The 12,008-nt window shown below is 67.7% G+C and carries 13 protein-coding genes; 9 read left to right on the top strand and 4 right to left on the bottom strand.

Translation table 11 applies throughout. The features are described from left to right. The first annotated feature begins 18 nt into the window (after window positions 1-18). Genes mlaD through IB227_RS09985 form a run of 4 tightly spaced genes read left to right on the top strand, consistent with a single transcriptional unit; the run spans window position 19 to window position 2,524 of the window. A complete protein-coding gene (mlaD, locus tag IB227_RS10000; protein WP_132864082.1) occupies window positions 19-546 on the top strand; it encodes an outer membrane lipid asymmetry maintenance protein MlaD in 528 nt (175 codons plus the stop codon). After that, window positions 543-1,211, top strand: coding sequence for an ABC transporter substrate-binding protein (locus IB227_RS09995; RefSeq protein ID WP_192287206.1), 669 nt, complete (start codon window positions 543-545; stop codon window positions 1,209-1,211). The genes mlaD and IB227_RS09995 overlap by 4 nt, the downstream gene beginning before the upstream one ends. Next, entirely contained in the window at window positions 1,201-1,509 is a 309-nt protein-coding gene (locus tag IB227_RS09990) for an STAS domain-containing protein (RefSeq protein WP_192287205.1), read from the top strand. Before IB227_RS09995 ends, IB227_RS09990 begins: the two co-directional genes overlap by 11 nt. Window position 1,510: 1 nt before the next feature. Further along, window positions 1,511-2,524, top strand: a complete 1,014-nt coding sequence (locus IB227_RS09985) for a VacJ family lipoprotein (RefSeq protein ID WP_192287204.1) — start codon at window positions 1,511-1,513, stop codon at window positions 2,522-2,524. Window positions 2,525-2,629: 105 nt separating this feature from the next. On the opposite strand, the gene IB227_RS09980 is transcribed toward IB227_RS09985, so the two are convergent. Beyond that, window positions 2,630-3,175 (bottom strand): glutathione peroxidase, encoded by a 546-nt coding sequence (locus IB227_RS09980; RefSeq protein WP_132864078.1) that lies wholly within the window; start codon window positions 3,173-3,175, stop codon window positions 2,630-2,632. Window positions 3,176-3,298: 123 nt separating this feature from the next. After that, a complete protein-coding gene (gene rmuC, locus IB227_RS09975; RefSeq protein WP_192287203.1) occupies window positions 3,299-4,840 on the bottom strand; it encodes a DNA recombination protein RmuC in 1,542 nt (513 codons plus the stop codon). 81 nt (window positions 4,841-4,921) lie between these two features. On the opposite strand from rmuC, the gene IB227_RS09970 reads away from it, so the two are divergent. The 4 genes from IB227_RS09970 (at window position 4,922) to IB227_RS09955 (ending at window position 8,108) form a co-directional block, all read left to right on the top strand. Continuing rightward, a complete protein-coding gene (locus IB227_RS09970) occupies window positions 4,922-5,479 on the top strand; it encodes a nucleoside 2-deoxyribosyltransferase domain-containing protein (RefSeq protein WP_192287202.1) in 558 nt (185 codons plus the stop codon). Between the two features lie 3 nt (window positions 5,480-5,482). Further along, window positions 5,483-6,106: a leucine efflux protein LeuE gene (leuE, locus tag IB227_RS09965; protein ID WP_192287201.1), complete on the top strand. Its 624-nt coding sequence runs from the start codon at window positions 5,483-5,485 to the stop codon at window positions 6,104-6,106. 62 nt (window positions 6,107-6,168) lie between these two features. Next, window positions 6,169-6,525, top strand: a complete 357-nt coding sequence (locus IB227_RS09960; RefSeq protein ID WP_132864074.1) for a DUF488 family protein — start codon at window positions 6,169-6,171, stop codon at window positions 6,523-6,525. 152 nt (window positions 6,526-6,677) lie between these two features. Continuing rightward, window positions 6,678-8,108: an amino acid permease gene (locus IB227_RS09955; protein WP_192287200.1), complete on the top strand. Its 1,431-nt coding sequence runs from the start codon at window positions 6,678-6,680 to the stop codon at window positions 8,106-8,108. A 79-nt stretch (window positions 8,109-8,187) separates the two neighbouring features. On the opposite strand, the gene IB227_RS09950 is transcribed toward IB227_RS09955, so the two are convergent. Continuing rightward, window positions 8,188-9,426: a dipeptidase gene (locus IB227_RS09950; protein ID WP_192287199.1), complete on the bottom strand. Its 1,239-nt coding sequence runs from the start codon at window positions 9,424-9,426 to the stop codon at window positions 8,188-8,190. A gap of 169 nt (window positions 9,427-9,595) precedes the next feature. Continuing rightward, window positions 9,596-10,765, bottom strand: a complete 1,170-nt coding sequence (locus IB227_RS09945; protein ID WP_132864071.1) for a class I SAM-dependent rRNA methyltransferase — start codon at window positions 10,763-10,765, stop codon at window positions 9,596-9,598. Window positions 10,766-11,046: 281 nt separating this feature from the next. Between IB227_RS09945 and IB227_RS09940 the strand changes: the two genes are divergently transcribed. Further along, window positions 11,047-12,003, top strand: coding sequence for a TerC family protein (locus IB227_RS09940; protein WP_132866114.1), 957 nt, complete (start codon window positions 11,047-11,049; stop codon window positions 12,001-12,003). The last annotated feature ends 5 nt before the right edge of the window (window positions 12,004-12,008 follow it).

Genomic DNA, 12,008 nt, shown 5'->3' with positions numbered 1-12,008 from the left:
CAGGAGTGAGATAACAACATGGCCATCCGTGGACCCAGACTCGAATTTTCCGTCGGCGCCTTCCTGCTGCTGGCCCTGGCCTCGCTGCTGGTGCTTGCCGTGGCATCGACCAACCAGCGCTTCGGCGTGGGCGGCGGTGACTATGTGCTCAAGGCCCGCTTTACCCAGATCGGCCAGCTGCGCAAGCAGGCGCCAGTGAAGGTCGGCGGCGTGACCATCGGCCAAGTGGCTGATATTCAGCTCGACCCGGTTAAATACGACTCCATCGTCACCCTGGCCCTGGACGGCAAGTTCAAGGATCTGCCCGCCGATACCTCGGCAGGCATCTTCACCAGTGGCCTGCTGGGCGAAAGCTACATCGGCCTGCAACCCGGTGGAGACCCTGAACCGCTCAAGTCCGGTGACGAGATCGTCTTCACCCAGCCGGCGGTGGACCTGATCCAGCTGGTTGGCAAGTACATGTTCAGCGGTGGCGGCAATGCCGCCGGCGCCGAGACCCACGAAACCCCCGGCGCAGACGCGCCCGCAATGGAACCGCAACCATGAACGTGAAACTGCTCGGCACCGTGCTTGCTTCGGCCCTGCTGGCCTCCACCCCGGCACTGGTCAGCGCGCAGGCGCGCCCAGCCGCCACCGCGGCCCAGCCGTCGCCGGCCGCACGCACCGTGCTGGATTCCAGCACCCGCATCATCGACACGCTGCAGTCCCGCCGCAGCGAGTTCCGCAGCAATCCGGCCGCCCTGCGCAGCTTCATCGACGGCGAGCTCAGCCGTGGCTTCGACCGCGACTACGCCGCCCGCCTGGTGCTGGGCGTGCACGGCCGCGGCGCGTCGGACGAGGACGTGAAGCTGTTCGCCGACGCCATGGCCGACAACCTGATGTCGCGCTACGGCTCGACCCTGCTCGACATCCAGGGCAAGCCGAGCTTCCGCTACAAGGGCGAAACCGCGCTGCCGGGCAACCGCGGCGTCAAGGTAACCACCGAACTGGTGCGCTCGGGCAGCGAGCCGACCCCGGTGGAGTACCTGATGCGCAACGTCGGCGGCCAGTGGAAGATCTTCGACGTGATGATCGAAGGCATCTCCTACGTGCAGACCTTCAAGAACCAGTTCGACGCCCCGCTGCGCCAGAAGTCGATCCGCCAGGTGGCCACCGAGCTGCGCAGCGGCAGCATCCAGGCCAACGCCGGCCCGGCTCCCCGTGGCAAGTAATGCCAGCGCCCGCATCGAGGGCGACACCCTGCACCTGGCAGGCGTGCTCGACCGCGCTGCGGTAACGGCGTTGTGGCCGCAGCTGGCGCGCGTGCCGGGCACGTTGCGCCAGCTCGACCTGCAGCTGCTGGAACGTGTCGACAGCGCCGGGCTGGCCGTGCTGGGCGAGCTCGCCGCACGCCTGCACGCGCATGGGCCAGTGCAGGTCCTCGGTGCACCGGCAGGGCTGGACGAACTGCGGGCAGCCTACCGGCTGTCCCCGTCACTCGATTTCAATGCGACCGCAGCAGGAAGCTGACATGAGCATCATCCGCACCCTCCCCCTCCTTGCCTGCGTCGTGCTGCTGGCCGCCTGTGCCGGCAAGCCCGCACGCGACAGCGCGCCGGCCTCCCGCCTGGTCGAACCGTCGCAGGCCATCGAACAGCCCGTGGCGGCCAATGACGTGCCGGCGGCGGCGGAAACCCCCGCCGTCGATACCGACACCTCCGGGCACGACACGCCACCGCCGGCCGCGGCCAGTGCGGGCACCGCCAGCGAAGAGGTGGCCCCCACCGCTGCCGAGGACGACTTCGCTGCGCTGTACGGCGGCCCGTCGCCCAGCACCGGCGCGGAGGAAGCCACCGGCGCATCGCCGTCCTACGACCCGTGGGAGAAGTACAACCGCGGCGTGCACCGCTTCAACAATGCCGTCGACCGCAGCGTCGCCCGTCCGCTGGCCACCGCCTACACCAAGGTGGTGCCGCAGTTCGCGCGCACCGGCGTGACCAACTTCTTCAGCAACCTGCGCTCGCCGCTGACCATGGTCAACCAGCTGCTGCAGGGCCATGCCGATGACGCCTGGGACACGCTGGGCCGCTTCCTGATGAACAGCACCTTCGGCATCGGCGGCCTGTTCGACCCGGCCAGCAAGGCGATGGTGCCCAAGCGCAGCGAGGACTTCGGCCAGACCCTGGGCACCTGGGGCTGGCGCCAGTCGCGCTACGTGGAACTTCCGTTCTTCGGCCCGCGCACGGTGCGTGACGTATTCGGCCTGGCCGGCGACATGCCGCTCTCGCCGATCCGCCAGATCGAGATGGACAAGGTCCGCATCGGCCTGCAGGGCCTGCAGCTGGTCGACACGCGTGCCCAGCTGATGGCGGTGGACTCGCTGCGTGACACCGCGGTCGACGAATACGCCCTGACCCGCGATGCATGGCTGCAGCGCCGCACGTACCAGATCGAGCGCGACCTGCGCCACAACCGCGGCGACGACGACGATGACCCGACCACGATCCCGGTCGATGCGATGCCGATGCCCGATTGGGGCAATTGATCGCCGGTGATGCCGCAAAAGAAAAAGCCCGGGGAAACCCGGGCTTTTTCGTGCCGCTGGAACCCGTTACGCAGCAGGGCCGGGAGGCGATCCCGGCCCCGCGCGTCACGCCGCCAGGGCGGTATCGATGGCCGCCAGCAGCGCCGCGTTGTCGGCCGGGGTATCCGGCGAGAAACGGGCGACGACGCTGCCGTCCTTGCCGATCACGAACTTCTCGAAGTTCCACAGGATCGCCGGCGCGGCGTTGGTCGGGATGTCCAGGCTGGCCAGCTTCTCGCGCAGCGGGCCATCACCGGTGGCAACCGGCTGGGCCGCGGTCAGCTGCTGGTACAGCGGGTGGATGTCGGCGCCGGCCACGCTGATCTTGGAGAACATCGGGAAGCTGACGTCGTAGGTGAGCGCGCAGAACTGCTTGATCTCGTCCTCGCTGCCCGGCTCCTGGCCGTTGAAGTTGTTGGCCGGGAAACCCAGCACTTCCAGGCCGTCACCCTTCTTCTGGCGGTACAGCTTTTCCAGGCCTTCGTACTGCGGGGTGAGGCCGCACTTGGAGGCGGTGTTGACCACCAGCAGCACCTTGCCGCGGTAGTCGCCCAGCGTGGCCGGTGCGCCATCGATGGTGGTCAGCGCGGTGTCATACACGGAAGCAGTCATTGCGGTTTCCTGCGGGGGGTTGGGGAGGGCAAGCATAGCGGGCGTGGATGGCGCTGGCACGACCTCGGGGTGCCCGTTACGCGCTGTTCCAGTGATGCCGGTAATGCCCGGCGTCGCCTGCGATCAGGTTTCGTCGGCACCCGTGTCTTCGGCCTCATCCTCGCCGCCGAGATCGCCCAGCAGCGCCTGCGCGGCGTCGGCCGACAGCGATTCCACGCCGCGCAGCTTGCGCTCGATGGTGCGGGTCTTGCGGCTGGCATCGCCCAGGCTCTTGCCGACCGTGTTGATCTGCTTCTCGGCCTTCTCCAGGATGCCGGCGAACTTGCCGAACTCGCCCTTGACCGCGCCCAGCAGGCTCCACACTTCGGAAGAACGCTGCTCGATGGCCAGCGTGCGGAAGCCCATCTGCAGGCTGTTGAGCAGCGCGGTGACCGTGGTCGGGCCGGCGATCACCACGCGGTGTTCGCGCTGCAGCGCGTCGACCAGGCCCGGCCGGCGGATGGTTTCGGCATACAGGCCTTCGGTCGGCAGGAACATCACCGCGAAGTCGGTGGTGTGCGGCGGCACGATGTACTTCTCGCTGATCGACCTGGCCTGTACGCGGATGGCGCGTTCGAGCTGGTTGCCGCTGCCGCGCACCGCCTCCAGGTCACCGGCTTCCTGCGCATCGAGCAGGCGTTCGTAGTCCTCGCGCGGGAACTTGGAGTCGATCGGCAGCCATACCGGCGCCTGCTCGTCGCCGCGCCCGGGCAGGCGCACCGCGAAGTCGACCATCTCGCCGCTGTCCGGGCGCACCTTCACCCCGCGCGCGTACTGTTCGGCGGTCAGGGTCTGCTCCAGGATGTTGTCCAGCTGCACTTCACCCCAGCCGCCGCGGTTCTTGACGTTGCTCAGCACGCGCTTGAGGTCGCCCACGCCGGTGGCCAGCTGCTGCATCTCGCCGAGCCCGCGCTGCACCTGCTCCAGCCGCTCGGACACCAGCTTGAAGGACGAATCCAGGCGCGTATTGAGCGTGCTCTGCAACTTCTCGTCCACGGTCTGGCGCATCTGCTCGAGCCGGGTGGCGTTGTCGCCCTGCAGGTCCTTCAGGCGCGCTTCCAGCGTCTGCCGCATCTCGTTGATGCCGGTCTCGTTGCGCTGGGTCAGCTCGACCAGGCGCTGGCCGAGCAGTTCACCGAAGCGCTGCTGCAGCTGCACGCCTTCCTCGCGGCCCTTGCGCGTGTCTTCGACCAGCGCCTGCTGCAGGCCGGCCAGCTGGCGCGCGAACACGTCCATGCGCCCCTGCTGCTGTTGGCCGAAGGCATCAAGCTGGTCGCGCACTTCCTGCAGGCGCGCGCCGAGCAGCTGCGCCAGCTGCTGCTGCAGCACGTTGTTTTCCTCGCGGCCCTTGCGTGCGTCGTCGTTGAGGCTGTCACGCAGCAGGTCCAGGCGCTGGTCGGTGCGGGTGGACAGGTCGGTGAGGTTGCGGCCGAAGCCGTCCATGCGCGCGTCCTGCTGGCGGGTCATCGCCTCCAGCTGCTCGCGCAGTTCGCCGCGGCCGATGCGTTGCTCCTCGCGCAGCGCATTCTCCAGCGTGGCATTATCGGCGCGGCGGAACAGCAGCACCAGCTGCAGCACGAGGACGACCAGCACCAGGGCCGCCAGGATCAGGGTTTCGGTTTGCATGCATGCAAGTGTAGCCCCGTCGATCTCACCGCCTGCGCCGCATCTGCGATCATGTAGGCCCCCCTGCACCACCCATTTCCCATGAAGCCGTCGCTTTCCCTGCTGCTCGGCCTGGCCTGCCTGGCGCCCTTGCCGGTACCGGCCGCGCCCTCGCAGACCGTCACCTCGCCCCACGCACTGCCCGCCCACGACACCCGTCCCAAGGTGTTCCTGGCCGGCAGCATCGAAATGGGCAAGGCCGGCGACTGGCAGCAGCAGGTGCAGCAGGCACTGGCCGACGAAGGCGTGCTGATGCTCAACCCGCGCCGCGCCGACTGGAACCCGGCCTGGCGCCCGGAAGCCGATGAACCCGAGTTCCGCCGCCAGGTGGAATGGGAGCTGGCTGCGCTGGAACAGGCCGACATCGTGCTGATGTACTTCACGCCGGGCACGCAGAGCCCGATCACGCTGCTGGAGTTCGGGCTGTACGCGCGCTCGGGCAAGCTGCTGGTCGCCGCACCGGCCGGCTTCTGGCGCAAGGGCAACCTGGACATCACCGGTGACCGCTATGGCGTGCCGCGCCATGACGACCTGCCGGCGCTGATCTCCGCGGTGAAGCAGCGCCTGGCCGCACAGCGCGCGGCCCAGCCCGGGACCTGAGCCATGCCGTGGATGGGCATCAACGACGTCGGCACCTTCGTGGTGGCGGTGATCCTATTCCTGATGCTGCCCGGCCCGGGCACCTTCACCCTGCTCACCGCCACCGCGCGCGGCGGCGTGCGCGCCGGCTACGCGACGCTGGGCGGGTTGATGCTGGGCGACCAGATCCTGATCGCCATCGCCGCCACCGGCGTGGCCGCGTTGTTGCAGGCACACCCGGCGCTGTTCGCCGGCCTGCGCTACCTCGGTGCGGGTTACCTGATCTGGGTAGGCGTGCAGCTGCTGCGTGAACCGGCCGCCGGCAGCAACGGCAGCGATGCGGTCCAGCATGGCCGGCGCTGGTTCCGGCAGGCCTTGCTGGTCGGCGTGCTCAACCCCAAGGCCATCCTGTTCTACATGGCCTTCTTCCCGCTGTTCATCGACCCGGCCCGGCAACGTGGCGCGCTGACCCTGGCGACCATGGCGGTACTGATCGCCGTGCTGAGCATCGGCTGGTGCTCGGTGCTGATCTTCGGCGGGCAGTTCATCGCCCGGCGCCTGGCCGGGTATCCACGGGTCGGGGTCTGGCTGCGCCGCGCGGTCGGCGTGTGCCTGATGGTGTTCGGCGTGCGGCTGGGCCTGGAATAGGAGCCGCTGCGCCAGAGCGGTACGATCGGCCGACATCCCTGGCAGTGCGAGGCGGGTGGGCAATGAAGATCTCCTGCAAACGGGCCTATGAGGCCGCCAGCGCCGACGACGGCCAGCGCTTCCTGGTCGACCGCCTGTGGCCGCGCGGCGTCAGCCGCGAGAAGCTGCAGGCCACCTGGCTGAAGGACGTGGCCCCGAGCACCGCATTGCGCCAGTGGTTCGACCACCAGCCCGAGCGCTGGGAGGCGTTCGAGCACCGTTATGCCGCGGAACTGGCCGGTTCCCCGCAACACTTGAAACCGCTGCGCGACGCCCTCGACGCCGGCCCGGTCACGCTGGTCTACGGCGCGCGCGACACCCGGTACAACCAGGCCGTGGCGCTGCGGGATTACCTGCTCGCCCACCCTCGCCATTCATGATCAGCGCGCGGCCCCGGTTTTGTGCCGGTTCCGGCAGCGATGCCAATGGCAATCGCCAAAGCCCGCTGAAACCGCGCATCTTTCTGGCTTTGCTGCACTGCATTCGGCGACACTCGCCGACTTCCTGAATCACCACGAACCGTGAGGTCCGCATGCAGTCCTGGCTCCGGCGCAAGCCCATCGACCAGCTCACCGAACACGAAGAAGGCCGCCGCCTGATCCCCTCGCTGAGCTGGCCCCACCTGGTCGCACTGGGCATTGGCGCCATCGTCGGTACCGGCATCTACACGCTGATCGGCGTGGGCGCGGACAAGGCCGGCCCGGCGGTGCTGCTGTCCTTCATCATCGCCGGCGTGATCTGCGCCTGCGCGGCGCTGGCCTATGCCGAGCTGTCGACGATGATGCCGGCCGCCGGCAGCGCCTATACCTACAGCTACAGCGCGCTGGGCGAGACCATCGCCTGGGTGGTGGGCTGGAGCCTGATCCTGGAGTACTCGCTGGTGGTCAGCACCGTGGCGGTGGGCTGGTCGGGCTATTTCGTCGGCTTCCTGGAGTGGCTGCACACCTCCTTCGGCTGGAACGTGATGCTGCCGCAGGCGCTGGCCGCCGGCCCGCACGCCGGTGGCGTGATCAACCTGCCGGCCATCGTCATCACCTTCCTGGTGGCCGGCATGCTGATGCTGGGCACGCGCGAGAGCGCCACGGTCAACGCGGTGCTGGTGGTGCTGAAGCTGATCGCGCTGGCGGTGTTCGTGGCCGTCGCGCTGCCGGCCTTCAACGCCGAGAACCTGCAGCCGTTCATGCCTTACGGTTTCCCCAAGTCGGTCAGCGCCGACGGCGTGGAGCGCGGCGTGATGGCGGCCGCGGCGATCATCTTCTTCGCCTTCTACGGCTTCGACGCGATCTCCACCGCCGCCGAGGAAACCAAGAACCCCAAGCGCGACCTGTCCATCGGCATCATCGGCTCGATGGTCGGCTGCACCATCATCTACCTGCTGGTGGCCGCTGCCGCGGTCGGCGCGATGAGCTACACGGTGTTCGGCAAGAGCGCCGAGCCGCTGGCATTGATCATGCGCGAACTGGGCCACGGCACCGCCGCGCTGGTGATCGGCATCGTCGCCATCATCGCCCTGCCGACCGTGCTGCTGGCCTTCTTCTACGGGCAGAGCCGCATCTTCTTCGTGATGTCGCGCGATGGCCTGCTGCCGCGCGGCCTGTCCAAGGTCAACCAGCGCACCGGCACGCCGGTGGTCATCACCCTGTTCACCGCCGTGCTGGTCGCCGCCCTGGCCGGCGTGGCGCGCCTGGACGAGATCGCCGCCCTGGCCAACGCCGGCACCCTGGCCGCGTTCACCGCAGTGGGCCTGTGCCTGCTGGTGCTGCGCAAGCGCGAGGCCGGCCGCGAGCGCAAGTTCCGCGCACCCCTGGCGTGGATCGTCGGCCCGGTCGCCATCCTGGGCTGCATCTACCTGTTCTTCAGCCTGCCCACCCGCACCCAGCTGTGGTTCCTGGCATGGAACGCACTGGGCCTGGTGGTCTACGCGGTGTACAGCCGCCGCAATGCGGTGCTGGGCAAGCGGTAATCCACCGCTCCATGTGGATGACACAAGGCGGGCTTCGGCCCGCCTTGTGTTTGTGGGATTACATCCCAGCCTACCTGCGTTACCGAGCCTGCCTGGCCGCGTAGTCCTGCGCCTGGCGCATCACCCGCAGCACGTTGCCGCTCCAGATGTTGGCGATCTGCGCCTCGCTCAGGCCACGGCGCTGCAACCATGCGGTGATCTTGGGCAGGTCGGCGGCGTCTTCCATGCCGATCACGCCACCACCGCCATCCCAGTCCATGCCGATGCCCACGTGGTCCGGCCCGACCACGTCCAGCATGTGCCCCAGGTGCTGGAAGAAGTCATCCAGCGTCGCCTTGCGGCGTGGGTACTTCTGGTCCAGCTCGGCCATCGCCCGGGCCAGTTCCACGCCCTTGGCCATGCTCATGTCGTCCCAGCCCCCCAGGCGCTTGCCGAGTTCTTCCTCGGCCTGCTTGCGCTCGGCGGTCTTGGTCTCGTCGATCAGGTAGCCGCCATAGGCATTGGCCTGGATCACGCCCCCCTTGGCGGCGAGCTGGCGCAGGCGCGCGTCGTCGAGGTTGCGCGGGTGGTCAAACACCGCCTTGGCCGAGCTATGCGACAGGATGAACGGCACCGGCATCATCTCGATGAGGTTGTCGAACACCGCATCGGACGCGTGCGACTGGTCGATCACGATGCCCAGCTTCACCGCCTCGTTGACCAGCGCCTTGCCGGCCGGGCTCAGCCCCTTCCACTCCGCGCCCTTGGGGTCGGTGGCCGAATCGGCGAACTCGTTGTTGGCGAAATGCACGGTCGACATCAACCGCAGGCCGGCCTTGTAGTAGAAGCTGAGCAGCGAGGGGTCGGCCACCAGCGGGCTGCCGTTCTCCATGCTGATGTAGACCACGCGCTTGCCGGCGGCCTTGATCCGCGCCGCGTCATCGGCGCTCAGCGCCAGCTGGAACTTGTCCGGGTTGGCGGCCAGCATCTCGTGGATCTGCAGCATGCGCTGCAGGCCATGGTCGCGTTCGGTGGTGTGCGCGGCCGGGGTGCGGTCGCCCTGGTCGGTGTAGATGGCGAAGAAGCCGCCATCGAGCGCGCCTTCGACCATGCGCGGGTAGTCCACCTGCGACAGCGCGTTGTGGTCGTGGCGCTGCATGATGTTGAAGTCCGCCCGGGCGAAGTTGGCCGGGGTATCCAGGTGCGAGTCCAGGGTCAGCAGGCGGCGCTGCAGTTCGCTGGCCTTGGCCAGTTCGGCCTGGCTGAACTCCACGGCCGAGGCCGCCAGCGGGAAGCACAGCGACAGGGATACCAACAGGGACAGGGGACGCAGCGTCATGAGGCCTCACCAGGGGTGGAAAGGCCCGACCTTAGCCCCGCCTACCGGCCACGGCCAGTGACGGACGGCATGGGCGCGCCGGACACCCGCCGCGCGCGATCCGCCCCCTCCCTTTGGCGCAGCCAAGGGGAGGGCTGGGGAGGGGTAAGGCCCTCCCGCTAATCCCGGATCAATCCACCACGCGGCAGAACACCGCCTTGAGGTAGCGCGATTCCTGCACGTGCGCCATGAACGGATGGTCCGGGCCGGCACCGGCCACCTTCAGGATCTGGATGGTGCGGCCGGAATAGAACGCGGCGCGGCGCAGCATGTCCAGGAACTGGTCCTCGGCCACCAGGCCGGTGCAGGAGAACGTGGCGAACAGGCCACCGGGCTTGACCACGCCCAGCGCCAGCTTGTTCATGTCCAGGTACTTCTTCAGCGCATTGATGACCTGGTCGCGGTCGCGGGTCATCTTGGCCGGGTCCAGGATCACCACGTCGTACTGCTCGCCGCGGTTGGCCGCATCACGCAGCCACGGGAAGATGTCGGCCTGCACGAACCGCGGCTTGGCGTTGTTCAGGCGTGCATTGCCCTTGGCGATCTGGATCACGTCCTGGTCGATGTCCACGCCCAGCACGTCGCTGGCGCCGCGCGCGGCAGCGTACACGGCGAAGCCACCGGTGTTGCAGCACAGGTCCAGCACGCTCTTGCCTTCCACCTGCTGGCTCAGCCACTCGCGGTTCTCGCGCTGGTCGGCGAAGAAACCGGTCTTGTGCGCGCCGGCCGGGTCGGCACGGAACTTGATGCCGTACTCGGTGATGACCGCTGGTTCGGTGGTGGTGTTGCCGTGGAAGTCGAAGCTTTCCTGCTTCTGCACGTGCTCGTCGGCGAAGCTGTGGAAACGGCAACCCGGGAACTGTTCGCGCAGCGCTTCGTAGATCCACTCGCGGTGGCGGAACATGCCGGCGGCGAAGAACTCGACCACAATCAGGTCGTCGTAGCGGTCCACCACCAGCCCGGACAGGCCATCGCCCTCGCTGTGCACCACGCGCCAGGCATTGGAGACCTGGTCCAGCTTGAGCACGTCACGGCGCAGCGACACCGCCTCGGCGATCTTGCGGCTGAACCAGGCCTGGTCCACCGCCACCTCCGGATGGGTTTCCAGAATGCGCACGGCGATCCGCGAATGACCGTTGTAGAAGCCCCGGCCAATCCACTCACCGTCCACGCCGACCACGTCGACGATGGTGCCGGACTTCGGCTTGACGGTCGGCTTCTCGACCAGTTTCTGGAAAATCCACGGGTGGCTGGAGCGCCACGCGTTCTTCAGGCGTACGACGGGGAGTGGGGTATTCATGCCGCTATTGTAGCCGCGCCGGGGGCCGCTCCCGCGGTGCTCTCATTGACTGTGCGGGGCGCAGCCGGCAGTATTCAGCCCCAGAAGGGGAGTAGCTCCCAGACGTTGTCGCCGTCAGTTCGAGCCGCAAGGCTCCGGTGCAACGGCAGTTCCGGCCTCCGGTACTGTGAGCAAGACCTTCGCCGCATTGGCGAAGCTCTGTCCCCGGTCTCCCCGATTCCGTGTCCAGCTCTTGGCCTGTGTGGTTCCGAGAACCCTTTTAACGACCGGAATTTCCCATGATCCAGACAATCGGTAATCCCTGGCTTTGGGGCGGCTTCATCGCCGTCGTCATCGCCGCCCTGTTGATCGACCTGGTGCTGATGCGCCACGGCGGCCCGCACAAGGTCACCTTCAAGGAGGCCCTGCTGTGGTCCATCGGCTGGGTGGCGTTGGCCCTGGCCTTCAATGCCGGCCTCTGGTACTACCTGAACGAGACCGCCGGTACCGCGGTGGCCAACGAGATCGGCCTGCAGTTCCTGACCGGCTACCTGATCGAGAAGGCGCTGGCGGTCGACAACATCTTCGTGTTCCTGCTGATCATGGGCTACTTCGCGGTGCCCGAGACCCAGCGCCAGCGCGTGCTGATCATCGGCATCCTCGGCGCCATCGCGCTGCGCACGGTGATGATCTTCGCCGGCACCGTGCTGGTGAACCAGTTCCACTGGCTGCTCTACGTGTTCGGTGCGTTCCTGCTGTTCACTGGCTGGAAGATGTGGTTCGCCGCCGGCCAGGAGCCCAGCCTGGATGACAACCCGGCGCTGAAGTTCATGCGCAAGCACCTGCGCATCAGCCACGAGTACAACGGCAACCGGCTGGTCGCCGAGAAGGACGGCGTGCGCTGGTTCACCCCGATGTTCGTGGTGCTGATCCTGATCGCGGTCACCGACGTGATCTTCGCGGTGGACTCGATCCCGGCCATCTTCGCCATCACCACCGACCCGTTCATCGTGCTGACCTCGAACGTGTTCGCGGTGCTGGGCCTGCGCGCGATGTTCTTCCTGCTGGCCGGCATGGCCGACCGCTTCCACCTGCTGCCGTACGGCCTGGCCGTGATCCTGGCGTTCATCGGCGCCAAGATGCTGCTGATCGACCTGTACAAGATCCCGGTGCCGGTGTCGCTGGGCGTGGTCGCCGCGATCCTGGTCACCACCATGGTCCTGAGCCTGAAGATCCCGCCGAAGCAGAAGCACGGCTGATCCAC

This window comes from Stenotrophomonas sp. STM01 (assembly GCF_014852135.1).
Lineage (GTDB): Bacteria > Pseudomonadota > Gammaproteobacteria > Xanthomonadales > Xanthomonadaceae > Stenotrophomonas > Stenotrophomonas capsici.
The sequence above is the reverse complement of the archived record's forward strand: the minus strand, read 5'-3'. Positions and strand labels throughout refer to the sequence as shown.